The sequence below is a fragment of the Nonomuraea aridisoli genome (assembly GCF_003236395.1).
In the GTDB taxonomy this organism is placed as follows: Bacteria; Actinomycetota; Actinomycetes; order Streptosporangiales; family Streptosporangiaceae; genus Nonomuraea; species Nonomuraea aridisoli.
The window spans coordinates 1-23,518 of the sequence record NZ_POUD01000089.1 but is presented as its reverse complement, the minus strand read 5'-3'; the positions used below and the strand labels follow the sequence as shown (position 1 = coordinate 23,518).

Here is a 23,518-nt window from a genome sequence, read left to right as displayed (position 1 = left end):
ACCTTTCCCGAATGGACAGTGACGGATCGAGCGGCTAGGTACGCCACCTCGACGAGGACGCCGACGCTCAGCCCGGCGTACCGACCGAGTTGACGGCGGGGATGTCGAGGTCGGTCTGGTCGACGTTGTTGATGAAGTCGGTCAGCAGGACCTGCACCGCCACCGTGACGATCACCAGGATCTGCGGTTCGGTGTATCCAGCACCTCGCACAGCCGCCAGGTCGGCGTCGCTCACCTGACCGCGGCTCTTCACCACCTGCTGAGCGAAACGAGCGACCGCGGCGCGCTTGGGATCGGTCGAGCTCCCGGCCCGGGCCAAGTCGATCTCATCGCTCGACATGCCCCCGAGTTCGGACGATACGTACGTGTGCATCGCCAGGCAGTAATCGCAACCGTTGGCTTGCGACACGTCGAGCGCGATGGTGTGCCGCGTCTTCGCGTCCAGGTCCAGCGGGACATCGCTCCACTGAAACATGCGTTGCAGACGGCCATCGACCATGTGCAGACCTTCGCGACCTCTCTCGACGCCGGCGTACTCCAAGCTCAGTAGCCGCTTCCACGTGCATGAATCAGTGGAGCTTGGCGTTTATGGGACGCTGCGGAGCGCTCCGCCGGCAGCGCGAACGCGACAGCCGCCAACCCCTCGGCATCCCAGCGTGACAGGTCGGTGTCCTTGGGAAAGTACTGCCGCAGCAGACCGTTGGTGTTCTCGTTGGTGCCACGCTGCCACGGGCTGTGAGGATCGGCGAAGTAGACCGGCAAGCCGGTGTCGGTGCGCAGTTGGGCATGCTGCGCACGCTCCGTTCCCCGATCCCAGGTCAGCGAGCGACCCGCGCCAGGCGCTTCGGCATCACAGCAGGTCAGGCTAGGGATCTTCGAAGCTTGGCGGCCCATGACACATCGTTAACGGCACCCCCACCTCGACGAGCGTCCTTTCGGCGCTGGTTTCATCCCGAGCCGGGTGGCCGCCTGGTCGACGGATCGACCGAACTCATCGGGCCGACCGCCCGCGGCAACTCGAGGACGGAGCACACAGGAGCCATCAGCTGCGGAACCGACTGCGCCGATGCTGAAGTAAGGCGGCGCGACGGATCTGACACTAACCAGACAGAACAACCGTTCACGCCCAAGAATGAGCGGTCCCGTCAAGCCCTGGAATTGTGCGCCGCGTCGGCCGCGCCGATCTTCACCTGATCGACAAACCGCGACCTTGCACGCCGGCACCGCGTACACGGCGCCTGCAGTGAACGCCGAAACCCGCAGAGAAAGAAGAAGAAAGTGAACGACACCAAGCAGTCCAGCAAAGATCCCGGCATCGGCAGTGGAACGAACAACAGGTCCATCGCGCTCATCGCGGCGTTGGTGGCTCTCCTGGTCGTCCCGGTGGCTTTGAGCTCTGGAGCATGGGCCGAGAGTCGCGAACATGGCTCAGTGGCGGCGCAGTCGCCGTCGCCTTACCCGCAGTCTCAACCACCCGCTGGTTTTCGGTCCGAGTATGCGAAAGTAAATGGCTTTCGCATGCACTACGTGCGGGGTGGCAGAGGTTCACCTGTGGTAATGATCCACGGGTTCCCCCAGAATTGGTCCGAGTGGCGGCAGGAGATGGTCCCGCTCTCCAAGACCCACACCGTGATCGCCGTCGACCTGCGTGGTGCCGGCGAGTCCGAGGTCACCAAGAGTGGTTACCAGGCGGCGCAGTTGGCGAAGGACGTGCATCAGCTGCTGACGCAGCTGAAGCTCAACAACGGCGTCCAGGTAGTCGGCCACGATATCGGCGTGTGGGTCGCCTACGACTACGCGGCGCAATATCGGTCGGAAGTCCGGAGCATGGCTGTGATGGAAGCTCCCATCCCGGATGAGAGCGTCTACAGCTACCCCGTGCTCAACGCCGACCCTAACAAGCCCGCGCCGTGGCACTTCGGCTTGTTCCAGCTGCCCCTCGCTGAACACCTCATCGCCGGTCACGAACGCGTCCTCGTCCACGACATGATCGCTGAGTACCTGGCGGGCGCCAAGTCGCCGTTCACGGCGTCGGACTATGACTACTACGCCCACTTTCTGAAGGAGCCCGGACGCACGACGGCCTGGATGAGTGTGTACCGTGGGCTCCGCGCAGATGTTCAGCAGAACAAGGAATTCCTGGCTCAGGGCAAGTTGAAGATGCCCATTCTCGCGATCGGTGGCCAGAATTCTTTCGGATCAATGATTCCTGACCAGTGGCGTGAGTACGCCGTGAACGTCCAGGGACGAGTCCTGAAGAATACGGGCCACTTCGTGACGGAGGAGAGGCCGAAGGAAGTCACGGCCATGCTGCAGTCCTTCCTGCAGAAGTAGCTTTCACCGTCAACGACGATCCCTACTGACGGCGGAGAGCATTTCCGTAGACAGGGTCGGCTGAAGGCTGATCCCGCGTGACGCGAGCGCGGCGAGCGTTATGTGCGGGGAATATGCGGTCCTCCACCTCGACGGCGGGAGCGGGGAACGACGGCGCCAGCCATCGCTGGAATTGCGGCGAGTCCAGCGGGCCGAAGGCACGCAGTACGGCGCCCAGCCCGAGGGGGTTCCCAAGAAGATCTTCATCTCCGTTCGGATGGAAGGTTCGCCACAGTGGCCAGCACGCACAGCCAATGGCTGATTGTCGAGATCGTGCAACAGGCCCGTTGCGGGGGGTCGATCGGGCGCTCGACGGGAGTCGAGGCTGCGCCGCGTGGATGACGAGCCCGGACCGGCACCTGCCAGGTGTCCGGGATGCGGGCTGCGGCGCCTGGAATGGTCGCCGCGGGCCTACGTGTGCGAGAACTGCGGACGCCACGTTTCCGAGCAGGAGGCGATGGAGCGGGTCACGCAGGAGGCGGGACGTGAACAGGCATCAAGACCTTCCACCGCGGCGTCAACGTGAAGTCCCGCCGCGGCGCCCGCTTCAACGAGACCCTCCCCGAGGTCGTCTGGGGCCCTCTACGAGAACATGCCCGCCCGGACCGTCATCGACGGCGAGATCGTACGGTGCGCACCGACCGGCCGGCTCGACTTCTCCTTTTGGGTTGGGGACTTCTCGTCGCGCTGGACCGGCATTGACACGCGCGTTGTAACGATCGCATCGCTGGGCAAGTTCGCGGAGGGGCGGCACGAGCGTCACCGACGCCCCGCTTCCGGAGCCGTGGGGCTCGGAACGCCGGGTAGCCGCACGGCGATCATGGCGATGTCGTCCTTGCACGGCATGGGTGGCAGGGTGAGCAGCTTGTCGCAGAAGGCCTCGAGGGGCTCGCGGGCCAGACGAGCGCCGCTGCGGCGCAGTCGTTCCAGCCCTATGCCGAGGTGCTCACCGGGCACTTCCACCAGGCCGTCGGTGTAGAGCAGCAGCGTGCTGCGCGCCGGCAGGGCCGCGACGGCGCTGCTGCGCGGCGTGTCGTAGGTGACCCCGAGGAGCGGGTTGGCGCCGTCTTCGAGATAGCGTGCCTCGCCGTGGTGGGTGACGAGCAGGGGCGGCGGGTGGCCGGCCACGGAGTAGTTGAGCCGCCAGCCATCGTCGTCGTCCGAGCCTTCCAGGCGGGCGAGGACGCAGGTCGCCATGCATTCGAGGCAGAGCGACTCGGTGGCGACGTTCAGGCGGCGCAGGGTGTCGCCGGGAGGCTCCCTTCTGTCCATCGCCAGCCCCCTGAGCATGTTGCGCAACTGGCTCATCATGACCGCTGCCGCCAGGTCGTGACCGGCCACGTCCCCGATGCTCAAGACCGTGGAGCCGTCAGGCAGCACGAAGGAGTCGTACCAGTCGCCGCCGATCTCCACCGCGGCAGCACACGCCCGGTAACGAACGGTGATCTCCACTCCCGGCACCTTCGGTGGATCGGGGAGCAGGCAGTTCTGCAGTGCCAGGGCCACGCGTTGGGTGTGCTGGAAGCGCATCGCGTTGCTGAGATGGGCGTGCGCGTGATCCAGCATCTGACCCAGCAGGTCGACGTCCGCCGCGCAGAGCGGTTCGCGATCCCCGCAGACCACGGCGACCACCACGGCCGCCACCGCGCCGTCCACGACCACCGGCACCAGGGTCACACTGTTGACCTGAGCGGCGATGAACCACTCCCTGATGCCGGGTGGCGCGACACCCGGCGGCGGCTTTCCCTTGGGGAACTCCCAGTGGACCGGCCGACGGGTGCTGACCACCTGGCCGAAGTTGTAGTCGGAGCCGAACGCCTTGTGGCCGGTCGACGGCGGCTCCTCCCGCGTTCGCGCGATGCTCACCAGGAGCTCGGCGACGAAGGACGGCGGGGTCGACTGGTTCTCGCACTCCGGCAGCACATAGATGCCGCACCCGTCGGACAGGGTGGGCACGATCACCTCGGAGAGCGCGCGCAGCACCTCTTCCAGGCTCGCGAGGCCCGCGGTCGCCGCGGCGGCCTGGTCGAGCAGCTTCCTGCGCCGTTCCTCCTGCCACTCCTGCTCGACGTCGGCGATGGTGCCGAGCCACTCGACGACTTGGCCGCCCTCGACGATGGGCACGCTGCGCGCGCGGACATGCCGGTAGGTGCCGTCCGGCGCCTTCAAACGGTAGACGTAGTCCCAGGGGCTCGGCTGCTCCACCGCTTTGAGCCAGCTCTCCTTGGTGTGCTCGCGGTCGTCGGGATGTACGGCGTTCAGCCAGCCGTGACCGCGGTACTCCTCCCAACTCTGCCCGGTGTACCGCTCCCAGCCATGGCTCGGCTCGTTCAGCTTGCCCTGGGGGTCATTCACCCAGATCGCCTGTGTCCCGAGCGCGGCGAGACTCTGATACCGGTGCAGGAACCTGCGCCGCTCCTCGCTGACGGATTCGATCATCCGCGCGGTGTCGACCCGGTCGGTGACGTCCATGGTCATGATCAGCAGGCCCGCATCGCCGTCGCCGAGTGAGAGCTTCGATATGCCGACCGAGGCGAAACTCTCGCGTCCCGACGGGTCTCGCTCGCCGAGTTCCAACGGGAGTTTCTCAAGGCTTACGGCCTCGCCCGTTTCCAGGACCCGGTCGAGCTGTGCGAAAAAGCTCTGCCGGCACAGGTCGCGAAACGCCTCCCTGATCGGCACTCCGAGCTGACCCTCGCCGAAGATCTTCCGGAACGCATGGTTCATGTAGATCAGCCGGTGGGCGGAGCCACTGGTCACGGCCACGCCCACGAGAGCAGAGTCGAAGGAGTCCGAACGCATGCCCCTGGACAACAGGGCCATGCCCCTGGACAACAAGGCTTTGCCCCTGGACAACATCTCCGAACCCACCATGGAGGGTGTCCCTTCGTTGATGGTCATCAGATCGCCCTCGGGCCGTGGCGGTGGTCGTACTCACCCGTCACGGACGAACGCGGGTCTTCCCATTGATCCGCTGGGTCGGGTTGAAGGCCGCAACGGCGTCGTCGAGGGGCGCAACGGATGTTCCTGCGCAGTCGTCCGTCCCTCACCCGCTGGACTGTCTCACCCAGTTGGCACGATCGGACTCGACAACGAAGTCGATCGCCAGGCCGTCCGCGGGCGCCCCTCCGGCGGGCCGGCGATCGTCCTCAGCGTTTCTCCGGCTCGAACCGGCCCTGTCGACCGCTTCGTGATGTCACCGCCGATCACGTCGAACAGCAGATCGGCTCCGCCGACGTCTTCTAGCGAGTCGTTGGCGAGGGCGACGAACTCCTTCGCGCCGAAGTTGAGTGCCGTCTGACGGTCGGCGGCGCGTCCGGTGCCGACGGCACAGGCACCGGCGTCACGCGCGAGCTGGGTAACCATCGAACCGACTCCGCCGGCTGCGCCGCTCCACCGGCGTCATCCGCCGTTCCCGCAGCCTCGTCCTTCGCCACGATCGCCTTCATCCGGCACCCCCCCGCATCCGGTCTTCGCCCCCGCGGCATGTACGGTCCAACCGAACTGGATGAATTCGTCCAGAGTAGTACGGAGCCATGTCACCCGGCAATCACTAAGCGCCTGTCGCAGGGCGTCGTCAAGGTCATCGGCGATTGATCAACTGGTCTGAATCGTCCAATAGTGGCTAGGTGGCTCGCACAACCAGGCGTGAAGGTCAGCCTTCTTCGCGGTGAACTCCATCGAAGAGCGAGTTGTATGCCCGCCGCTCCCGGGCCGCCGTTCAGCACATCAATCCGGAATCCGTCACTTCATACGGAAGCCGTGATCATGCACGGACGGAGATGGGAGCGGCGAACCACGGGTGACTGACCGTGGCCTGGTGGTCTCAGCCGCCGCCCTTCGCGCGTGCTGACTCGGCAGCGGCACGATCGGAGTAGCCTGGGTGTCGGGCGTCGATCAGATCGGCATATGTGGTCGTTCGCGAGAGGTAGTCGGCCACAAAGGGGCAGATGGCGGTGATCGTGCCCTCGCGGGAACGGATCTCGTCGAGCACTTGCCGCACCATCGCCCCCGCCACGCCCTGGTGTTGATGACTCGACTCCACCTCGGTGTGCAGTAGGGCATACCGGTTGGGCTTCAGGTGGGTGTAGTAGAGCCAGCCGACCAGATCGCCGTCGCGGTGGAACTCAAAGCGGCCTTGATCGGTGTTGTCAATCAGCGCCTCGGTCGCCGGCACCTGTTCTTCGCTGCTCATCGGCTCACCCTTTCCAACCTGTAGTCAGCTCACGCACCCTTATGGACTATTAAGTCCAAAGAGGGCATCTCGATGCTCGCAGTGCGCAGCAGGAGTAGCATACGTTGGACTTTGGGGTCCCGTTAGCGCGCTTGGGAGGGCTGCTCGGGCCACCGACCGAAGACGAACGAGGCGAGAAGAGAGCATGGAGCCATCACCAGCCGCCGTCGAGGTGCGCAAGGACGAGACGACCCGCCTCTACGAGGCGCTGACCGATGGCCGGGTCGACGGCACCCCGGCTTACGAGACGACCGGCGGACGGGTCACGCTCGCCCACTCGTACGCGGACCCAGGCCAACGGCATCGAGGCATCGCGTCACCGCCGGCCCGCCATGCCCTGGAAGACCTCGGCCGGAGTCGGACCACGGTTGGCTTCTGTCGCGGGTTTCTTGCCGACTACGTCCGGGTCCATCCCGAGTGGAACGACACCGCCGGCATCAGCCGCTCGGCCTTCACCGCCACCCGCACCGCACGAGACGCGAACAGCGGGCGCTGACATCATGGACGACCTGCACGTCACCATCGAGCCTGAGCGCATCGTCACTCCGACCCTCATCTTGCGGTCCTGGTCTGCCGAAGACGCTCAAGGGGCGTTCGAGATCTACGGGGACCCGAGAATCGCCAAGGCGATCGGCAGGCGACAGCCTGTGCGTGACCTCGCCGAGATGCGGAAGTTGTTGGGGGACTGGGATCTGCAGTCGTCACGGAGCCCAGTGCCACAGGGTCTGTGGGCAGTGGAGGCGGCCGATGACGGTCGGCTCCTCGGCGGCGCGACTCTGCTTCCCTTCGGTCCGCGCGATCCCCGGCTTGTGATGGGGTGGCATCTGCGGTCCGAGGCCCGTGGTCACGGTGTGGCCGGCCAGATTGGGCATGCTCTGGCACATCAGGCATTTCTTGCCGCCGACGTCGATGAGGTCTTCGTTGCGGCGCCGGCGCACAACGCCGGCAGCCTCGCCGTTGCCAAGCGTCTCGGAATGACGGTCGTCGATGACGTCGACTGGGCGCACCACGGCGTAAGACTCGAGGTGCTGCGGATGACCCGGGCCGATCTCCACAGGATCCGACCTGGAATCTCGCTGGACTACTCCTATGACCCGGACGGGCTGGACGACTGGTGAGCTCGACGACGCAATCTCCGGACCAGGATCGATGGCCCGGTCAACGGGCGGCTCGTCCCGGCGGCCACCGCGGACGCTGAGCCCGTGACCGGCCCTCCACATGCAGCGCAACCGATCAAAGGGACATCCAACTCACGGCCTGCCCTCTGACGCCACATTCCTTGGCCGGCTGAGCTCTTGGAGAGTGGGCGCCCCGCTCCAAGAGCTCAGCCGGCAACGTGGGCTCAATCGGCGGACAGGCTCTCGATGTGCGCGAGCGCCATGTCAATTGAGGTTGCCATCGGTGTGACATCGCGCGCGGTCTGGGCCAGCATGTATCCGCCCTGGAGGGCGGCCATGAGCCCGGTCGCCAGTTGGTCGACCGACGCCTCGGGCGCAAGCACACCATTGTCTTGAAGCCTGCGCAACACGCCTGCCAGCAGTTCCTGCCATTCGGCGAACAGGTGGGACAGGGCCTGACGCGCGAGAGCGTCATGATCGGTGACCTCGGAGGCGAGCGATCCGAGCGCACAGCCGTAGGCGCCATGCCGAAGGGCGTTGTTCTGGACCAGCGCATCCCGCCAGCGTCGCAGGCCCGCGATCGTCGAGACATGGCCGAGGGCATCGCGCTCACGCTCGATGACGCGTTCTCCTACGAGGTCGATGACGGCCCGTACGAGTGCGTCCTTGCCGTCGAAATGGTGATACAACTGCGACTTGCTCACTCCGCTCGCCGCGAGCACGTCGTCGAGCGTGGTATCCCCGACTCCCTGGATGTACATCAGCTCGGCTGCTGCGGCGACGATCCTTGCCCGCGTCTTTGCGCCGCGCGCCGTCAGGCGTCTGCCAGTGTGCGAGTCAGCGGTCGTCATCACACATTTCATGTTACTGATATCGGGCTACTCGTTCCTCGTCCTTGTGGGGCCGTCGTCCTCGGTTGCCGCAAAAGGCGCGAGCGCGAAGTCGAGCGCGGCGTTGAGAGGCCAAGGATCTCGTGCGATCTGACTCAGCGTGCTGCCTCCATGAAGCGCCGCAAGAATCAGGACAGCAGCCTTCTGGGCGTCGATATCGCCCCTCGGGGTCTGCGCGGAAGAGCAGAGTGAGTTTCCTACGGCACCGGACTGTAGCAACCGTTCCAGCGTCTCGGCGATGAGCTCGCGCCAGCGGTCGAGTAAGGCGGCTCGCTCAGGCACGTCACCCGAGTGTCGCAGGGCCAACGCGTACGGTGATCGCGGGGTCATGAGCTCCTTGACGACGCGGCGACGCCAGTCGGCCAGCATCGCCCCGTCGGTGACTCCAGCCAGACAAGCGCTTTCGCGGGCCAAGACTTCCGCGAAGCATGTCCTCATCAATCCCTCCCGGCCAGTCGAAACCGCTCACGTATTCTGCCATGCCCATGGGACTGTTTAGTCCATTGAACAGGCCCGAGTGACGCCTGTGAGTGCAGGTGGGCAGGCTAATGCCAGTTCTTTTGGACTTTTCAGTCCACACTTCGGAAATCCCTGCTCGAACTGCTCGAGGTCCAGGCCCAGGTCGTGGGCGATCCGGATGGTGTCGGACGGCCGCTGGTCGTCCTGGTCGTCGCAGATCGCGCGCGCGAAGTCGGAGAATCTGCCCTGCGCCGCCGCGGCCTCGAATGCGTCCAGGCCCGCGAGGGCGTTGGGCTGTACCTGCACGAACGGGGGTGGGGAGCCATACGCAGCGGAGCCGGTCTCCCAGTTCGTCGCGCACTTCCAGGGCCGGACGCCTTGAGGTTGAAGCCGCCGTACTCGACGATCGGGTAGGGAGTCGGGGTCTCCGAGTACGTGGTCGGGTGCCGAGTCGACCGGGCGTGCGAGCGTCTGACCAGAATCGCCAGATCCGGAAGATGCTCGTCGCGAGCACGAAGGCGACAACAGATGCCGTGAGCACACGTCGTCGATCGCGAGATCCATGACAAACCGCACACTGCGGCGCCGCTCAGGACACGAACGAGGGTGAGTTCGCCGAGCTTCAGGCGCCGGACGAGCGTGCTCGATCCCGAAGACGCCGAGGAGCTTGCCGGCGACGAGGCCCACAGCGACGCCCCATGCCAGGCTGGAGCCGGCCGCACTTCGCGTACAAGGGGGCGCGGCTGCTGCGGAGACAGCGCGTGAGGTAAACGCCGACGAGCACGGCGACGGCGATGAGGAGCGGCAGCGGGGTGGAGTTTTCGGTGTAGACCAGCGCGATGATGCTGAACGCAACCCCGACAAGGCCTACACCGGCAAGGCCGACCGCAGCCGGCTGCGGTCGGCGTGCGATCAAGGCGCGCATCCCGAGTAAGGCCGACCAGAACGCCGGCCGGCGCGCCACACGTTCCAGAGGGCGGCGCGGTGGAGCGGTATCCGGTCAGGCTCTGAGGAGCTACCGGCTCTCGGCGGCCTGCAGGGCGTCCGCGGCCGTCAGCAAGGAGGCTCCGAGGAGCACGACGTCCTTGACCAGGAACTGCCCTGCGAGGGACAGCTTCGGTTCGCCGCGGGTTTCCTGCCATGCCTCGGGCGTCGTGGCCAGGAAGCTGAGGGTGGTGGCGAACATGCCGACGGCGGCGAGGCTGCCGAGGGCTGATGCTCTGGGCGCGATCGGTTTGGCCGCGATCAGCGAGCCCAGAACGATTTCAGTGACGCCGATGAGCCTAGCGACTTTCTTCTCCCCCAATCGGGAGATCAGCCACGAGAGCGGCGGGCTCGAGGTTACGAGTGGACGAATATTCTCCACCTCGTAGTCTTCGAATTTCAGTCGCCCGATCTCCAGAAGGTTGATGGCAAGCCCATACCGAGCGGTTGAAATCCCGGCGGTGTGGACCATTTTCCCGATGCGGTGCATTTTCATGAATCCCTCGCCTAATGTGTCGATTGTCTCAGTGTAGGACTCGAAACATCGGCCAATGCTGAGCATCAGGCCACGAATGGGAATGTCACGTCGACCAACTCAAAGGTCACCGAGTGGTGGCCACCGGCTTCGACAATATTGCCGTCCGCTACAAAGCCACCATCCATATCGCCGCGATCAACACGTTGCTCCGAATTCACTACGAAAACCTGCCCTAGCAGCTATATCTTGGCGACGAGCTTGACCTCCATCACTTGATCAGGGGGCGCCAGGCTTGTTGTGCCGATCTGCCGCCGGGTCGCGTCGCCGAGTCCTTACGGGCGAACGCGGATGATTGTCTTTCCCTTGACCCGCTTGGTCGGGTTGAGGGCGGCGACGGCGTCGTCGAGGGTCGCGACGGTGCCGATGTTCGCCCGCACTCGTCCGTCTCGGACCCGCTGGACGATCTCATTCAGTTGGGCGCGATCGGACACCACGACGAAGTCGATCGCCAGGCCGTCGGCGGGCGGCGCCTCGGCCGGGCCGGTGACGCTCACCAGCGTTCCTCCGGCTCGAATCAGTCCCGCGGACCGTCTCCCGATGTCCCCGCCGATGACGTCGAAGACAGATCGACTTCGCCGACGTCTTCCAGCGTGTCGTCGTCGAGGTCGACGAACTCCTGCGCGCCGAAGTCGAGGGCGGCCTGTCGGGCGGCGGCGCGTCCGGTGCCGATGACGTAGGCGCCCGCTTCGCGTGCGAGCTGCGTCGCCATCGAACCGACTGCGCCGGCCGCCCCGTGCACCAGGACACTCTGCCCCGCCTGAAGGCGGCCGTGCTCGAACAGCCCCTGCCACGCGGTCAGGCCCGGCATCGCGAGGCTCGCGCCCACCGTGAAGTCGACGTCGCCCGGCAGCGGTGCGAGGTTACGCGCCTCGACGACCGCATACTCCGCCAGCGTGCCGTCGCGGGTCCAGTCCGTGAGCCCGAACACCCGCTGTCCGACGGACAACCCGGTTGTTCCATAGCCGAGAGCCCTGACCACGCCGGCCACCTCATGGCCGGGGATCGACGGCGTGCGGTCGCGGCCGAGGCGATCGGTCCAGGTGGAGGGCCACGTGAGCTCATCCGGAGTGAATCCCGACGCATGAACCTCAACCAGGACATCGCCGTAGCTCGCGCCCGCGAGGCTGGCGAGTCTCGCCGCCTGCGGCTCGGGCCGCTCCGCCAACGTCATCCCGGCCGTTCCTGCGGCCTGGTCCGTCACCACGATCGCCTTCATTCGAATGCCTCTCAGAATCACGGCATTTTTCGTTCACCAGTGTTAGTGGCACGAGACCTCGGCGTCTTACCGCGCTGGTCGATACGATCCGTCATCGGGCGACACTGACGGTTCGTGGCGCGATCGTCCGCGGTAAGGGCAGGGCCATGAGCCGCCGGCCCTGCCGGTACGGGCAGCGATCGCGGGTTGCGGCCGGCGCGCTCGCGCAGGCACAGCAGCGGGGCAAGACCGTTCTCGACGCACGTCGTAAGATCCGCACTTTCCTGGCCACTAACGGGTATCCAGAAGGGGAGCCGATGGCTCCCCCGACAACTGACCAAGAGGTAGTGGCGAAAGGTCATGACCGGTGGTGGGAGGACTCCGAACGACTTCCTCGCCACTGACCCACGTGACATCGGGTGTGACGGAGGTGCGGTCCGCCGGGGCGGACAGTCACCTCGGGCACCTGTTCGATGACGGTCCTGCCGACGCCGGTGGCCGGCGGTACTGCATAAACTCGGCCGCATTGCGCTTCGTTCCGGTCTCCGAGCTCGGGACACAAGGCTACGGCGAGTACCGCTCGCTGTTCAGGACCACCGACACCACCAGCACAGAGGAGCGTGCATCATGACCAGCGGGATTCATGACACCGGGCAGATCACCCGGAAACCAGGCACCGAGACGGCTGTCTTGGCTGGTGGGTGCTTCTGGGGCATGGAGGACCTCATTCGCCGGCAGCCAGGCGTACTGGACACACGCGTTGGATACACCGGCGGCGAGAACGATCACGCAACGTACCGCAATCACCCCGGCCACGCCGAGGCGGTTGAGATCGTCTTCGACCCCGCGCAGACGACCTACCGCGACATCCTGGCGTTCTTCTTCCAGATCCACGACCCGACCACCCTGAACCAGCAGGGCAACGACATCGGTACGAGCTACCGCTCCGCGATCTTCCCGCTCACTCCCGAGCAGGAGCAGGTCGCCCGTGACACGATCGCCGATGTCGACGCGTCGGGCCTGTGGCCAGGTAAGGCCGTCACGACGATCGAGCCCGCAGGGCCGTTCTGGGAGGCGGAGCCCGAGCACCAGGACTACCTGATCAAGTATCCGAACGGGTACACCTGCCACTTCCCGCGCCCAGGCTGGGTGCTCCCCGAACGCGCCGCCACCACCGACTGAACGCCCAACTGAGAGGGCGCGTGCATCTCAGTATGGGCGCGCCCTCACCAGGGGTTTGCTGTCTCACCCGGCGGCCGGCCGAAGCCGGCACGGATGGACAGACCCTCTGCGAAGCGCTTTGCGCAGCGTTGGCCCGCGCGGCATCCACGACAGCGTGATCGACCAATGGTCGATCCAGGCCGCCTATCCGCCGGGGGTCCGCGCAGGGCACGATCGTGCGGCGCGGGAGTTCGTCGATGCCGGTGGAGGATGCCAAGAGCTCCCAGCGCGATCACGGCCGTCGGTGACGACCGCTGAGGCCCCATCACAGCTCCAGGTCAGTGGGTTGGCCGACGGTGCCGGCCGGCAACGGCTCGGTGACCAAGGTCATCGGTGGCCTTTGGTCACTCCTGGGTGCTCGGCGTCGATGAGGTCGGCGTACTCGGGGTTGTGCTCGATGAAGGTGCGTACGACCGGGCACATGATGGTGACCGTCTTGCCCTGCGCGCGCACGTCGTCGAGGACGCGTCTGATCAGCTCGGTGGCGATGCCCTGCTTGCGGAACTCGGGGAACACCGAGGTGGCCAGCAACACGATCCGGTCGTCGCCGGCGACGTCATATGGCAGGCCGGCGATCTCGCGGTCGCCGACGATGGCCTGGTAGATGCCGGCCTTCTCGTCGTTGACGACTGCGAAGTCGAACGCGGGAGCATGGGGGTCGTCGATCATCTCGTCGATGAGTACGGCCTGGTCCTCACTGAGGGTGTCTTTCCCATCGGAGTACTCGAAGGCGTGGCGGGTCGGGTCGGTCATGGGGGTGTCCATTCGTTGACTGTTCGTTCGCCGGCCGGGGCCGCTCATTCTTGTTCTCGGGTGTGCCGAGTCCTTCAGGGGCGAACGCGGATGATCGTCTTTCCCTTGGTCCGCTCGGTCGGGTTCAGGGCGGCGACGGCGTCGTCGAGGGTCGCGACGGTGCCGATGTTCGTCCGCAGCCGCCCATCCCTGACCCGCTGGACGACCTCACTCAGTTGGGCGCGATCGGCCTCGACGACGAAGTCGACCGCCAGACCCTCGGCCGGCTGCGCCTCGGGCGGACCGGCGATGGTCACCAGCATTCCGCCGGCTCGGACCAGGCCCGCGGACCGCCTGGCGATGTCGGCGCCGATCACGTCGAAGACCAGATCGACTTCGCCGACGTCTTCCAGCGTGTCGTTGTCGAGGTCGACGAACTCCTGCGCGCCGAAGTCGAGGGCGGCCTGCCGGTCGGCGGCGCGTCCGGTGCCGATGACGTAGGCGCCCGCCTCGCGTGCGAGCTGAGCCACCATCGAGCCGACTCCGCCGGCCGCACCATGTACGAGGACGCTCTGGCCCACCTCGAAGCGGCCGTGCACGAACAGTCCCTGCCACGCGGTCAGTCCCGAGATCGGCAGGCTCGCGCCCACCGTGAAGTCGACGTCGCCCGGCAGCGGCGCGAGGTTACGTGCCTCGATGGCCACGTACTCGGCCAGGGTGCCGTCGCGCGTCCAGTCCGCGAGGCCGAACACCCGCTGTCCCACCGACAGCCCCCTCGTGCCATAGCCGAGCGCGGTGACCACGCCGGCCACCTCGTGGCCGGGGATCGACGGCGTGCGGTCGCGGCCGAGGCGATCGGTCCAGGTTCCGGGCCACGTCAGCTCGCCGGGGGTGAATCCCGACGCATGAACCTCAACCAGCACGTCGTTTCCCGTCGCCTCCGGCTTGGGCCGTTCCGCCAGCGTCATGCCGGCCGCTCCCGCGGCCTCATCCGTCACCACAATCGCCTTCATTGGGACGCCTCTCCGTATCAGTCGCTCGCCGACAAGGCACTTCGGCTCTCCCGTTAAGTGACGCCGGATGTCGGCTTCTTACCCGGCTGCGCGGAACGATCTGTGACGCGGAGTGCGGCCCCGGTGTGCTGCGCTCGAGGCCAGGCGTCGCCGCCGCTCTGACTGCCCTTCGGTGGCTCGTCTGGTGGCTTGAAGGCTTGGCGGGTGGTCAGGTTCGCTCGGAGTCGCAGGCGCGGCGGCGATGATCGTCAAGTCTGGACCGGGGATGTGACCTGCGGTGATCAGCCGTGCGGAGTCATCGGCCGCATCGAGAGATCGCCGTCGAAGGGGCGGCGCGACGTATGGTGCGAACGGCGGCAGTCTAGGCTTCCGCTCGTGACCTATTTCGATGTCCTTGTCCTCGGTGCCGGCCCGGGGGGATACGTCGCAGCCATCCGCGCCGCGCAGCTCGGCAAGTCGGTCGCCGTCGTGGAAGAAAAGTATTGGGGCGGTGTCTGCCTCAACGTCGGCTGTATTCCGTCCAAGGCGCTGCTGCGCAACGCGGAGATCGCCCACATCATCACCCAGGAGAAGGACACCTTCGGCATCACGGGTGATGCCACCATGGACTTCGGCGTCACGCACAAGCGCAGCCGCCGTGTCGCGGAGGCGAGCGCCAAGGGCGTGCATTACCTGATGAAGAAGAACAAGATCACTGAGATAGAAGGCTGGGGAACACTCACCGGCCCCACGTCGATCGACGTTTCCACGGGTGATCAGACCTCGTCCTACACCTTCGGCAACCTGATCATCGCCGTTGGCGCCACGGTGCGACTGGTTCCGGGGGTCACGCTCTCCGAGAACGTGGTCACCTATGAGGAGCAGATCCTCACCGACCGGCTGCCGAAGTCGATCGTCATCGGCGGTTCGGGCGCGATCGGGGTGGAGTTCGCCTACGTGCTCAAGAACTTCGGGGTCGACGTCACCATCGTGGAGTTCCTGGACCGCATGGTGCCGACCGAGGACGCCGATGTGTCCAAGGAGTTGCTTCGCGCCTACAAGAAGCTGGGCGTCAACGTGCTGCTGTCCACGGCGGTCAAGGGTGTCCAGGACACCGGCTCTGGCGTGCGGGTGACGGTGGCCCCGTCCGCCGGCGGCGATGAGCGGGTGATCGAGGCTGACAAGTTCCTGGCCGCCTTCGGTTTCGCGCCGCGGACGCAGGGCTTCGGCCTGGAGGCTGCCGGCGTCGCGCTCACCGACCGTGGTGCGATCGCGGTCGATGCTCGCGGTCGCACCAACGTCGAGGGCGTCTATGCGATCGGTGACTGCACCGGCAAGCTGATGCTCGCTCACACCGCCGAGGCGATGGGCGTGGTCGCCGCGGAGACGATCGCCGGCGTGGAGACCATGGAGATCGACTTCGACATGATTCCGCGGGCGACGTTCTGCCGGCCGCAGATCGCCTCCTTCGGATACTCCGAGGCCCAGGCGAAGGAGAAGGGATACGACGTCAAGGTCGCGCAGTTCCCCTTCTCCGCCAACGGCAAGGCCCGTGGCATGGCCGAAGGCGTCGGATTCGTCAAGGTCGTCGCAGACGCGACGCACAACGAGTTGCTCGGCGCGCACATGATCGGCCCTGAGGTCACCGAGCTGCTACCGGCGTTGACGCTGGCCCAGCAGTGGGACCTGACGGCCGACGAGGTGGCCCGCAACATCTTCGCTCACCCGACGCTGTCGGAGGCGATGAAGGAAGCCATCGAAGGCATCGCCGGCCACATGATCAACCTCTAGCCGTCTCCGCACCACAGCCCCGTCCGGCCCTCATGCCGGCGGGGCTCTGTGCAGGTCCTGGGCCACCTGTTACGCCAGGGCCGCTCGCACGCACTGACGTAGCCGGGGGAGGACCTCTGCCTCATACCAGGGGTTCTTCGCGAGCCATCGAAAGTTGAGCGGGGACGGATGCACCAGCGGCAGGACTGCCGGGAGATAGTCCGCGAACCGTCGCACTGTCGCCGTGAGCGACTCGCGAGTGCCCAGGTAGTGCTGTTGCGCATAGCTGCCGATGAGCAGCGTCAGCTGAACGTGGGGCATCGCCTGGAGGATCCGCGGGTGCCATCGGGCTGCGAAGTCCCGGCGGGGAGGAAGGTCACCGTGTCGCCCCTTGCCGGGGTAGTAGAAGTCCATCGGCAGGAGAGCGAAGCGTGATGGGTCGCGGAACGTCGTCTCGTCGACTCCCAGCCAGTCGATGAGACGGGCTCCACTCGCGTCGTTCCACGGGATGCCCGACTCCTGTGCCTTGCGTCCTGGCGCCTGTCCCACAATCGCTATGCGTGCCGCGGTGTCGGCGACGTATATCGGCTGGTAGTTCGCCGCCGCGGCCCAGGCGTTGTCGGGATCCGCGGTGATCTCGGCGCGAATACGCTCAAGGTCGGATGCTGTTGATGACATGCTCCTCCTCGGGTCGGACGGTGCTCTGCTCGTTCAGACGATCTGCGTCTACATGGCAAGGCCCGGTGCGTGTGGCTGCCATCGGCCACGGAGATCACCTTCTCGGTTCGCCCGGTCGCACCACGATATTGCCGGTTGATGTTGGTCTATGTAGTCCAGTTTTGCCGCACGCTCGTAGCGGCCCCTCGCGCTGGGTATGTCAACGTCGACGTCCTGCGTGCGCGTTGACACCAGTTACACGGAACCCTACGTTGGACGAAATCGTCCGCTACAAGGTCGCTGCCCCCTCGACCGACCGTGAGACGCCCACCACTAGAGACCGTTGGGTCTGGAAGAGAGCACATGGTGACAATCTCGCGTGGCTTCTTCGGCCATCACGATTCGCGTGCCGTCGATCTGCCGCCCGGCCAGCATCTGACCAACGGATTCCCTGTGCTGACGGCTGGGCCGACGCAGCTGATCTCGACGGAGGTATGGAGCTTCACCATCACGCCCGAGATTGGCGACCCGAGGCGGTGGAGTTGGGAAGAGATGATGGCCTTGCCCTCCGAGGAGATCAACGTTGACATCCACTGCGTGACCCGGTGGACGAAACTCGGGACCCATTGGCGGGGCGTGGCGCTCGACACCTTCTTCGAGGACATCGCAACCGACAACGAATACGCGATGGTGCATTCGTACGGGGGCTACACCACGAACCTTCCGTTGGAGGATCTGGTTGGGGGCAAGGCCTGGATCGTGTACGAGTACGAGGGAGAGCCGCTTCAGGTCGAGCACGGTGGTCCGGCCAGGCTACTGGTGCCGCATCTCTACTTCTGGAAGTCCGCGAAGTGGGTGAAAGGCATCACGATGCAGCGCTTCGACGAGCCGGGCTTCTGGGAAGGCTTCGGCTATCACAACTACGGGAACCCGTGGCGCGAGGAGCGTTACGCCGGTGACTGACACGAACACGACCGACAGCTCCGTAGAAGAGATTCGGTCAGTCGGGAATCACTGGCGCAAGGCAACGCTCATCGATCTGCACTCGCAGTCCTGGCATTCCCGGACACTCGTTCTACGTGTCCCCGGCTGGACCGGGCATCTGCCCGGTCAGCACGTAGACATCCGTCTCACAGCCGCGGACGGCTACTCGGCCCAGCGGAGCTACTCGTTGGCTGAGCCTGCCACGCCCGACCGCGTCGCGGTCACCGTCGACCTCCTACCCCACGGCGAGGTCTCGCCGTACCTGGTGGAGGGCATGGAGATCGGTGACGAACTCGACGTACGCGGACCCATCGGTGGATGGTTCGTCTGGGAGCCGGGGGACCCGTCCATCGGGGACGGCCCGGTACTCCTGATCGCCGGCGGATCAGGGGTGGTGCCGCTGGTCACCATGCTGCGAGCCCGGAAGCGAGCGGGGGATGCGACGCCGACGATGCTCGTGTATTCGCTTCGCGGCCCTCGCGACCTCATGTACGGGCCTGAACTGGAAGAGATGTCGGCCGATCTGTCCGCGCCAGGGTCCGCCGAAGTGCGCCTCGTCTACACGCGCAAGATCCCCGACGGGCACCCCCGTCCCGCCTCACACCTCGCGGTCGAGGACATCCGACCTCCGTCTGCGTGGCCGGACCCGTTGGCGGCCCGGGTCTACGTGTGCGGCTCCTCTGGCTTCGTCGACCACGCCACGAGGCTGCTCCACGAGGTGGGATACCCCGACGATCGCCTACGTACAGAACGCTTTGGAGCAACAGGAGTTGATCGATGACCTCGGATCTCTCGACCCCGGCCGTGCCCGATGGCGGCACTGAGTCAGGCGGAGTCTTGGACGGCAACGCCGCTGCGGGCGACTTCGCCGGGATCCTCGCGGCCGACCCGACCACCGTCACTGTCCGCTGCGGTAGCTGCGGCGCCACACAAGCATTCGGGCAACTGCAGGCCTACCTGGGCGGACCGGGAACCGTGCTGCGCTGTCGCGAGTGTGAGGCGATGGTCGCCCGAGTGGCCCGCACGCCACAGGGCACGTGGCTCGACATCTCGGGCTCCAGCTCGTGGTTGTTTCCGCGCACCCCGGATCCTGTCTGACCGCCATGGCCGGCCGGCCAACGCGATGAGCTCAGTCCTCATCCGTCCAGCTGCGCGTTCTCAGGACACGGGTAAGAAGCAGAGCCCTCTCCGACACCAACGTCTGGTTGAACGCGCACGCTGACTCTGGCTGGGCCACCAAAGGATCGATGAGGGGAAAACGGAATGAAGGCAGTGGTTGGGGAGACCGTCGTGGCCGAGGCCGCGGACGAGGCGGTAGTCAGGATGGAGGGGAATGTCTACTTCCCACCGGACTCGGTCGTGGCCGGCGTGCTCCGCGACAGCCCAACGCCCTACACCTGCCCCTGGAAGGGAAGGGCGCAGTATCACGACGTCCTGGTCGGCGAGACGGTGCTCAATGACGGGGCTTGGTCCTACCCGGCTGTCAAAGAGTCGGCGGCGGCCCGTGTTGGCCGCGACTTCAGTGGCTATGTCGCTTTCGATGGGCGCCAGGTCCGGATCGAGATCTGACTGACCACGCCGATGACCGAACAGCACATGCGACAGACGAACCCCCAAGATCTCGCCCAGGAGATCCTCGCGCTCCCTGCGAAGGCCGCGATCTTCTCGACCGTGGCGCTCAACGACGTTGGCCCGGCCGACGAAAACGCCGCAGGGCGAAAGACCGTACAAGCTCGCGGTCACCAACTAGGTGTGTGACGCGGAACCCGCTGCCACGCTCGAACGGCAGGCGTCGTCTCGGTGAGATCCGAGCGAGGTGGAGGTTCCGCGCACCGCAGATGTCCAAGGCCAAAACGGAGGAGGGACCCTGATGGAAACGCAGGTGATCACGGTGACCGACGATTCGTTCGAGAAGTTGGTGTTGGCGGCAGATTCCCCTGTCGTCGTCGACTTCTGGGCTGAGTGGTGCGGCCCGTGCCGGATGGTCTCGCCGATCCTGGACGAGATCGCCGCCGAGCATGCGGGCGAACTCACCGTCGCCAAGCTCAACGTCGACGAGAACCCCAAGACCGCCGCACGCTACAACGTCATGGCCATCCCCACTATCGCCGTGTTCCACAACGGCAGCCTGGCGAAGACAATCCTCGGCGCTCACCCGAAGGCCGAGTTCGAGCGTCAGCTCGCCGACTACATCAGCGGCTCCTAGAGGGACCAGCCGCCGGATCGGGGGCTGCTGGGCCGGCCGGCAACAGGTAAGGCAGTCGCTCCAATACCGTGCTTACCGACGTCAGTCCGGTCGAGATCATCGTTCCGCGGGATCGAGATGGCAGCCTCGAGCCGAGGACCGTGTGCACCTTCCAGCGCTTGCGCCCGTGTTGCCGGTGACCCTCTTCGGGGGTAACTGGACGGTATCGTCCATATGTAGTCGGCGTAACCGTGTGGGCCCGTGTTGCCCCTCCACCCGTGTCGTGCCCGATGTCAGGAGAGTTCGATGGACCGCATTCCCTCCGGTAGGAACGTTGTCGATGGCCAGCCGGTCGATGCGGTGGACATGACCGCCGCCCTGACCTCGTCACAGTTCGTGTTCTCCGACGGTGCGACTCAAACGTTCACGGCAGAGGGGCGAACGACCTACGTCGACAGGGGCCTGTCATCAGATGGCGAGTGGTCTGTCGTTGCTGACGGGACCTTCGCATCATTCTGGCCGCCAACGTACCGGGCGACGTACATGGTCCGGTGGATCGTCGAGGCCGGGGTGCCGGTCGGTGTCAGCTTCACTGATATCCGGAGCGGAGTCCGCTACAACGGCCGGTACCGATGAGTGGAACTGATTCGTCCACCAGAAATGTCAGTAGCATGACACTGTGGAGGAGGGATCGAGCGAGACCGCGGTCGCGCGGTTGACGGCGCGTGGTGCGAAGACGAGGTCTCGAATCATCGCTACGGCAGCCGACCTGATCCGTGTACGAGGTGTCGGGGGCACGACCCTTGACGATGTCGTCGTTGCGAGCAACGTCAGCAAGTCCCAGCTGTACCGACACTTCGAAGACAAGCAAGCGCTGGTGCGGGCGGTCATCGAGTTCGTGGGGGAGCGCACGATCGCCGTTGAACGCGAACGCCTGAGCAAGGTGATGACGTTCAACGGCCTGCGGCGTTGGCGGGATGCACTCGTCGAGAACAACGCCCTGCACGAGGGCAGGTACGGGTGCCCGTTGGGTTCGCTGGCCAACGAGGTCTCCGATCAGGACGAGATCGCGCGCAAGAAGCTCCACGACCTGTTTGCGGCGTGGCAAGAGCTCTTTGAGGATCTCCTCCGGCGGTTTCAGAAGGCGGGCATCCTTCCGCAGGAAGCCGACGTCGCACAACTCGCCACAGGTCTCTTGGCAGCCGTACAGGGTGGCTATCTGGTAGCGCAGGCATCCCGCGACGTCACACCAATGGCTTCCGCAATCGACATGGCCATAGCGCATCTGCACATGCTGAGCCGGGACGCGGCATCGTAGCGGCCCCTTGGGGGACCCGGTCGCCTAATCGGTGTACACCTTCGCCGCGGCACGAAGGAACCGCATGACCTTTTCTGCCGGCACCTCACACGGCCTGAGGACCGGCCCCCCAGACGTGATCCACACGTTTGCCCCGAGCTGCTCGGTGTCACTGAGTCGCTCCGCGTTAAGCGAGATCACCTTGCCTCCTGCGTGCGTAGTACGCGTAACGCCCCAAGCTTGTCCGGCTATCTCCGCACGTGACCAGCCCTCCGGGATCGCCCTCAGCAGCGTGTCGAGCTCCTGATCCCAGCCTTCGTCCATGTGCTCGATCCTCTCATCGGGCCGGCACCGCCCGGCAGGCCGACTCGACCCAGGCGGAGGGTGGTGTTTCTATGACCAACGGGAGTACCGCTCCTCTCGCCATGGGTCGCCGTGCAGGTGGTAGCCGTTACGCTCCCAAAGCCCGGGCATGTTGCGCTCCTGCGTGACGAATCCATGAATCCACTTCGCGCTCTTCCAGAAGTAGAGATGCGGTACGAGAAGTCGTGCCGGTCCGCCATGTTCCGGTGTGAGCTCAACGCCATCGTGTTCGAAGACGATCCAGGCCTTGTCGCCGCGAAGATCTTCCAGCGCGAGGTTCGTGCTGTAACCGCCGTAGGAGTGCGCCATCACGTACTGATCGCTTGTCTGTACATCCTTCAGGAGTACGTCAAGCGAGACTCCGCGCCATCGAGTTTCCAGTTTTGACCAACTTGTGACGCAGTGAATGTCGGCGACGACAGCGCTGATGGGCAGCGCCATGAGCTCCTGCCACGTCCATCGCGTCGATGTGTCGGGACCCGTGCGAATGAAGAGCTCCCAGTCCTTCTTGTCCACTCGGGGCGTGGGCCCGGTCGAGAGCACCGGGAATCCGTCTGTGAGGTGTTGTCCCGGTGGAAGATCCTTGCCGCGATCCCGCCGTCTACCGACGAACCCTCGCGTGGTGCCGGACATCATGTCCTCCCCTTCACGAGCGATGGTCCACGACTCATGTGTCGTTCTGGCGGATCCGGTCGCCCCTGCGCTGAGCTCCTACACTTCGAACGGGTCGTCGGGGACGATATGAATCGCAGCCTCCTCCGCGGAGGCCCCCGCACGATCGATGCCGACGTCCTCGGCTCGAAGATCCGACGACGGGTCGCCGGCATCTTGGGCGGCCCAGACGAGCCGACCCGCCCTCAGGCCGCCGACTTGGTCGTCGATGAGTTCACCATCGGTGTCGGATGCATCACCGATCCCGTCGCCTACCTCATCGTCCGTGATGTCGGGAACCTCGCGGGCAAGTCGCTGACTGAAGGGCTCGTGAGTGCGAGCCTCGTCAGCAGTCAACCCCCAGGCCAGGCTTCCGATCGGGCGATCCGCCGGCAGGTAACCCGGGCTGTCGCCGTCCTCGCCGAGCTCATCGTCATCGAGACTCTCTTCTGGTGGCAGCAGTCCCGGGACGTAGTCGTCCATAACGTCTCCCTCGAATATGTTGTGCGGTCGGCCCGGCGACCTCGCCTTAGCGGCTGCCCTCGAGCATCACGGCGGGTCGGCTACGTGTGCCTCTTGCGGTATTTGCTCTGGGATTGTACCGCTTCATGCTGAAAAAACGGACGATTTCGGCCAGTTTCGAGGGCGGATCGCCGCCGGTCAAAGAGGCGGGCCGAGTCGGCGCGATGCGACCAAGCGGTGACTTCGTCGTAGAGAACGCCGGCCTTGAGGCAGATCGCGCTGCTGGGGCGGCGCGGGTCGCTGCTACGCCGGCACGTGATCACCGATGTCGCCCGTTTCGCCGAAGCACCGCAGCTCATGGCCGATCTGGCGGCCGGCCGCCGGCACACCGTTCAGGCCGTGCTCTGCGACGA

General features: G+C 65.6%; 29 protein-coding genes and 2 pseudogenes. 15 read left to right on the top strand and 16 right to left on the bottom strand.

Translation table 11 applies throughout. The features are described from left to right. Nucleotides 1-67: 67 nt before the first annotated feature. Entirely contained in the window at nucleotides 68-499 is a 432-nt protein-coding gene (locus tag C1J01_RS21815; protein WP_111180843.1) for a carboxymuconolactone decarboxylase family protein, read from the bottom strand. Nucleotides 500-543: 44 nt separating this feature from the next. Continuing rightward, nucleotides 544-828 (bottom strand): annotated as a pseudogene (locus C1J01_RS54130) (IS30 family transposase); the annotation flags it as partial. Nucleotides 829-1,278: 450 nt separating this feature from the next. Here C1J01_RS54130 and C1J01_RS21805 point away from each other — a divergent pair. Then, the gene (locus C1J01_RS21805) at nucleotides 1,279-2,334 is read left to right on the top strand and encodes an alpha/beta fold hydrolase (protein ID WP_220040030.1); all 1,056 of its coding nucleotides are present in this window, start codon (nucleotides 1,279-1,281) and stop codon (nucleotides 2,332-2,334) included. 798 nt (nucleotides 2,335-3,132) lie between these two features. Here the strand turns inward: C1J01_RS21805 and C1J01_RS21800 are convergent. The 3 genes from C1J01_RS21800 to C1J01_RS21790 form a co-directional block, all read right to left on the bottom strand. Further along, a complete protein-coding gene (locus C1J01_RS21800; protein WP_235854584.1) occupies nucleotides 3,133-5,274 on the bottom strand; it encodes a SpoIIE family protein phosphatase in 2,142 nt (713 codons plus the stop codon). A 162-nt stretch (nucleotides 5,275-5,436) separates the two neighbouring features. Next, nucleotides 5,437-5,739, bottom strand: coding sequence for an MDR/zinc-dependent alcohol dehydrogenase-like family protein (locus C1J01_RS21795; protein WP_220040029.1), 303 nt, complete (start codon nucleotides 5,737-5,739; stop codon nucleotides 5,437-5,439). A gap of 460 nt (nucleotides 5,740-6,199) precedes the next feature. Next, a complete protein-coding gene (locus C1J01_RS21790; RefSeq protein ID WP_111180828.1) occupies nucleotides 6,200-6,568 on the bottom strand; it encodes a GNAT family N-acetyltransferase in 369 nt (122 codons plus the stop codon). Between the two features lie 211 nt (nucleotides 6,569-6,779). Between C1J01_RS21790 and C1J01_RS49985 the strand changes: the two genes are divergently transcribed. Continuing rightward, the gene (locus C1J01_RS49985) at nucleotides 6,780-7,103 is read left to right on the top strand and encodes a GNAT family N-acetyltransferase (protein WP_181448895.1); all 324 of its coding nucleotides are present in this window, start codon (nucleotides 6,780-6,782) and stop codon (nucleotides 7,101-7,103) included. Nucleotides 7,104-7,107: 4 nt separating this feature from the next. Continuing rightward, nucleotides 7,108-7,725 (top strand): GNAT family N-acetyltransferase, encoded by a 618-nt coding sequence (locus C1J01_RS21785; RefSeq protein ID WP_181448894.1) that lies wholly within the window; start codon nucleotides 7,108-7,110, stop codon nucleotides 7,723-7,725. A 224-nt stretch (nucleotides 7,726-7,949) separates the two neighbouring features. On the opposite strand, the gene C1J01_RS21780 is transcribed toward C1J01_RS21785, so the two are convergent. From C1J01_RS21780 to C1J01_RS21760, 6 genes are all read right to left on the bottom strand, one after another. Further along, complete coding sequence (locus C1J01_RS21780) at nucleotides 7,950-8,576, bottom strand: TetR/AcrR family transcriptional regulator (protein WP_111180826.1); 627 nt, start codon at nucleotides 8,574-8,576, stop codon at nucleotides 7,950-7,952. Between the two features lie 27 nt (nucleotides 8,577-8,603). Then, nucleotides 8,604-8,984 (bottom strand): hypothetical protein, encoded by a 381-nt coding sequence (locus tag C1J01_RS21775; RefSeq protein WP_111180825.1) that lies wholly within the window; start codon nucleotides 8,982-8,984, stop codon nucleotides 8,604-8,606. A 126-nt stretch (nucleotides 8,985-9,110) separates the two neighbouring features. Continuing rightward, nucleotides 9,111-9,380 (bottom strand): DsbA family protein, encoded by a 270-nt coding sequence (locus tag C1J01_RS21770; protein WP_111180824.1) that lies wholly within the window; start codon nucleotides 9,378-9,380, stop codon nucleotides 9,111-9,113. A gap of 709 nt (nucleotides 9,381-10,089) precedes the next feature. Continuing rightward, nucleotides 10,090-10,548, bottom strand: coding sequence for a YkgB family protein (locus C1J01_RS21765; RefSeq protein ID WP_220040028.1), 459 nt, complete (start codon nucleotides 10,546-10,548; stop codon nucleotides 10,090-10,092). 320 nt (nucleotides 10,549-10,868) lie between these two features. Continuing rightward, nucleotides 10,869-11,111 carry an MDR/zinc-dependent alcohol dehydrogenase-like family protein gene (locus C1J01_RS51335; protein ID WP_235854587.1) on the bottom strand — a complete coding sequence of 81 codons (243 nt, stop codon included), beginning with the start codon at nucleotides 11,109-11,111 and terminating at the stop codon, nucleotides 10,869-10,871. Beyond that, nucleotides 11,111-11,812, bottom strand: a complete 702-nt coding sequence (locus C1J01_RS21760; RefSeq protein WP_220040027.1) for an NADP-dependent oxidoreductase — start codon at nucleotides 11,810-11,812, stop codon at nucleotides 11,111-11,113. Before C1J01_RS21760 ends, C1J01_RS51335 begins: the two co-directional genes overlap by 1 nt. Before the next feature lie 346 nt (nucleotides 11,813-12,158). Between C1J01_RS21760 and C1J01_RS21755 the strand changes: the two genes are divergently transcribed. Both C1J01_RS21755 and msrA read left to right on the top strand, forming a co-directional pair. Continuing rightward, nucleotides 12,159-12,422, top strand: a complete 264-nt coding sequence (locus C1J01_RS21755) for a peptide-methionine (R)-S-oxide reductase (protein ID WP_220040026.1) — start codon at nucleotides 12,159-12,161, stop codon at nucleotides 12,420-12,422. Next, nucleotides 12,419-12,973 carry a peptide-methionine (S)-S-oxide reductase MsrA gene (gene msrA, locus C1J01_RS21750; protein WP_111180823.1) on the top strand — a complete coding sequence of 185 codons (555 nt, stop codon included), beginning with the start codon at nucleotides 12,419-12,421 and terminating at the stop codon, nucleotides 12,971-12,973. Before C1J01_RS21755 ends, msrA begins: the two co-directional genes overlap by 4 nt. A 366-nt stretch (nucleotides 12,974-13,339) precedes the next feature. Here msrA and C1J01_RS21745 read toward each other — a convergent pair whose 3' ends face one another. Both C1J01_RS21745 and C1J01_RS21740 read right to left on the bottom strand, forming a co-directional pair. Next, nucleotides 13,340-13,765 (bottom strand): GNAT family N-acetyltransferase, encoded by a 426-nt coding sequence (locus C1J01_RS21745; RefSeq protein WP_181448893.1) that lies wholly within the window; start codon nucleotides 13,763-13,765, stop codon nucleotides 13,340-13,342. Between the two features lie 74 nt (nucleotides 13,766-13,839). After that, nucleotides 13,840-14,757, bottom strand: a complete 918-nt coding sequence (locus C1J01_RS21740) for an NADP-dependent oxidoreductase (RefSeq protein ID WP_111180821.1) — start codon at nucleotides 14,755-14,757, stop codon at nucleotides 13,840-13,842. A 375-nt stretch (nucleotides 14,758-15,132) separates the two neighbouring features. On the opposite strand from C1J01_RS21740, the gene lpdA reads away from it, so the two are divergent. Next, complete coding sequence (lpdA, locus tag C1J01_RS21735) at nucleotides 15,133-16,527, top strand: dihydrolipoyl dehydrogenase (protein ID WP_111180820.1); 1,395 nt, start codon at nucleotides 15,133-15,135, stop codon at nucleotides 16,525-16,527. 69 nt (nucleotides 16,528-16,596) lie between these two features. Here the strand turns inward: lpdA and C1J01_RS21730 are convergent, their stop codons facing one another. Beyond that, nucleotides 16,597-17,184, bottom strand: a complete 588-nt coding sequence (locus C1J01_RS21730) for a uracil-DNA glycosylase family protein (protein WP_111180819.1) — start codon at nucleotides 17,182-17,184, stop codon at nucleotides 16,597-16,599. 342 nt (nucleotides 17,185-17,526) lie between these two features. On the opposite strand from C1J01_RS21730, the gene C1J01_RS21725 reads away from it, so the two are divergent. From C1J01_RS21725 to C1J01_RS21690, 9 genes and pseudogenes are all read left to right on the top strand, one after another. Beyond that, nucleotides 17,527-18,126: a molybdopterin-dependent oxidoreductase gene (locus C1J01_RS21725; RefSeq protein WP_111180818.1), complete on the top strand. Its 600-nt coding sequence runs from the start codon at nucleotides 17,527-17,529 to the stop codon at nucleotides 18,124-18,126. Beyond that, complete coding sequence (locus tag C1J01_RS21720) at nucleotides 18,119-18,928, top strand: FAD-binding oxidoreductase (protein WP_235854583.1); 810 nt, start codon at nucleotides 18,119-18,121, stop codon at nucleotides 18,926-18,928. Before C1J01_RS21725 ends, C1J01_RS21720 begins: the two co-directional genes overlap by 8 nt. Continuing rightward, nucleotides 18,925-19,245 carry a DUF6510 family protein gene (locus tag C1J01_RS21715; protein ID WP_111180817.1) on the top strand — a complete coding sequence of 107 codons (321 nt, stop codon included), beginning with the start codon at nucleotides 18,925-18,927 and terminating at the stop codon, nucleotides 19,243-19,245. Before C1J01_RS21720 ends, C1J01_RS21715 begins: the two co-directional genes overlap by 4 nt. 165 nt (nucleotides 19,246-19,410) lie before the next feature. Beyond that, on the top strand, nucleotides 19,411-19,716 hold the full coding sequence (locus tag C1J01_RS21710) for a DUF427 domain-containing protein (protein WP_111180816.1): 306 nt from the start codon (nucleotides 19,411-19,413) through the stop codon (nucleotides 19,714-19,716). Between the two features lie 12 nt (nucleotides 19,717-19,728). After that, the gene (locus C1J01_RS49980; RefSeq protein ID WP_181448892.1) at nucleotides 19,729-19,905 is read left to right on the top strand and encodes a hypothetical protein; all 177 of its coding nucleotides are present in this window, start codon (nucleotides 19,729-19,731) and stop codon (nucleotides 19,903-19,905) included. 112 nt (nucleotides 19,906-20,017) lie between these two features. After that, on the top strand, nucleotides 20,018-20,353 hold the full coding sequence (gene trxA / locus C1J01_RS21705; RefSeq protein ID WP_111180815.1) for a thioredoxin: 336 nt from the start codon (nucleotides 20,018-20,020) through the stop codon (nucleotides 20,351-20,353). Nucleotides 20,354-20,415: 62 nt separating this feature from the next. After that, a pseudogene (locus C1J01_RS21700) lies at nucleotides 20,416-20,532 on the top strand (hypothetical protein); the annotation flags it as partial. A 106-nt stretch (nucleotides 20,533-20,638) separates the two neighbouring features. Next, nucleotides 20,639-20,968 (top strand): hypothetical protein, encoded by a 330-nt coding sequence (locus C1J01_RS21695; RefSeq protein WP_220040024.1) that lies wholly within the window; start codon nucleotides 20,639-20,641, stop codon nucleotides 20,966-20,968. Between the two features lie 43 nt (nucleotides 20,969-21,011). Further along, a complete protein-coding gene (locus C1J01_RS21690; RefSeq protein WP_220040023.1) occupies nucleotides 21,012-21,650 on the top strand; it encodes a TetR/AcrR family transcriptional regulator in 639 nt (212 codons plus the stop codon). A gap of 372 nt (nucleotides 21,651-22,022) precedes the next feature. Here the strand turns inward: C1J01_RS21690 and C1J01_RS21680 are convergent, their stop codons facing one another. Then, on the bottom strand, nucleotides 22,023-22,625 hold the full coding sequence (locus C1J01_RS21680) for a molybdopterin-dependent oxidoreductase (RefSeq protein ID WP_111180836.1): 603 nt from the start codon (nucleotides 22,623-22,625) through the stop codon (nucleotides 22,023-22,025). Nucleotides 22,626-22,703: 78 nt separating this feature from the next. Then, entirely contained in the window at nucleotides 22,704-23,126 is a 423-nt protein-coding gene (locus C1J01_RS21675; RefSeq protein ID WP_111180813.1) for a DUF5709 domain-containing protein, read from the bottom strand. Between the last annotated feature and the right edge of the window lie 392 nt (nucleotides 23,127-23,518).

Coding starts and splice junctions, on each gene's coding strand:
- C1J01_RS21815 (WP_111180843.1), bottom strand. CDS start 499: ATGGTCGATGGCCGTCTGCAACGCATGTTTCAGTGGAGCGATGTCCCG.
- C1J01_RS21800 (WP_235854584.1), bottom strand. CDS start 5,274: ATGACCATCAACGAAGGGACACCCTCCATGGTGGGTTCGGAGATGTTG.
- C1J01_RS21795 (WP_220040029.1), bottom strand. CDS start 5,739: ATGGTTACCCAGCTCGCGCGTGACGCCGGTGCCTGTGCCGTCGGCACC.
- C1J01_RS21790 (WP_111180828.1), bottom strand. CDS start 6,568: ATGAGCAGCGAAGAACAGGTGCCGGCGACCGAGGCGCTGATTGACAAC.
- C1J01_RS21785 (WP_181448894.1), top strand. CDS start 7,108: ATGGACGACCTGCACGTCACCATCGAGCCTGAGCGCATCGTCACTCCG.
- C1J01_RS21780 (WP_111180826.1), bottom strand. CDS start 8,576: ATGACGACCGCTGACTCGCACACTGGCAGACGCCTGACGGCGCGCGGC.
- C1J01_RS21775 (WP_111180825.1), bottom strand. CDS start 8,984: ATGCTGGCCGACTGGCGTCGCCGCGTCGTCAAGGAGCTCATGACCCCG.
- C1J01_RS21765 (WP_220040028.1), bottom strand. CDS start 10,548: ATGCACCGCATCGGGAAAATGGTCCACACCGCCGGGATTTCAACCGCT.
- C1J01_RS21760 (WP_220040027.1), bottom strand. CDS start 11,812: ATGAAGGCGATCGTGGTGACGGACCAGGCCGCAGGAACGGCCGGGATG.
- msrA (WP_111180823.1), top strand. CDS start 12,419: ATGACCAGCGGGATTCATGACACCGGGCAGATCACCCGGAAACCAGGC.
- C1J01_RS21745 (WP_181448893.1), bottom strand. CDS start 13,765: ATGACCGACCCGACCCGCCACGCCTTCGAGTACTCCGATGGGAAAGAC.
- C1J01_RS21740 (WP_111180821.1), bottom strand. CDS start 14,757: ATGAAGGCGATTGTGGTGACGGATGAGGCCGCGGGAGCGGCCGGCATG.
- C1J01_RS21730 (WP_111180819.1), bottom strand. CDS start 17,184: ATGTCATCAACAGCATCCGACCTTGAGCGTATTCGCGCCGAGATCACC.
- C1J01_RS21725 (WP_111180818.1), top strand. CDS start 17,527: ATGGTGACAATCTCGCGTGGCTTCTTCGGCCATCACGATTCGCGTGCC.
- C1J01_RS21715 (WP_111180817.1), top strand. CDS start 18,925: ATGACCTCGGATCTCTCGACCCCGGCCGTGCCCGATGGCGGCACTGAG.
- C1J01_RS21710 (WP_111180816.1), top strand. CDS start 19,411: ATGAAGGCAGTGGTTGGGGAGACCGTCGTGGCCGAGGCCGCGGACGAG.
- C1J01_RS49980 (WP_181448892.1), top strand. CDS start 19,729: ATGACCGAACAGCACATGCGACAGACGAACCCCCAAGATCTCGCCCAG.
- trxA (WP_111180815.1), top strand. CDS start 20,018: ATGGAAACGCAGGTGATCACGGTGACCGACGATTCGTTCGAGAAGTTG.
- C1J01_RS21695 (WP_220040024.1), top strand. CDS start 20,639: ATGGACCGCATTCCCTCCGGTAGGAACGTTGTCGATGGCCAGCCGGTC.
- C1J01_RS21680 (WP_111180836.1), bottom strand. CDS start 22,625: ATGTCCGGCACCACGCGAGGGTTCGTCGGTAGACGGCGGGATCGCGGC.
- C1J01_RS21675 (WP_111180813.1), bottom strand. CDS start 23,126: ATGGACGACTACGTCCCGGGACTGCTGCCACCAGAAGAGAGTCTCGAT.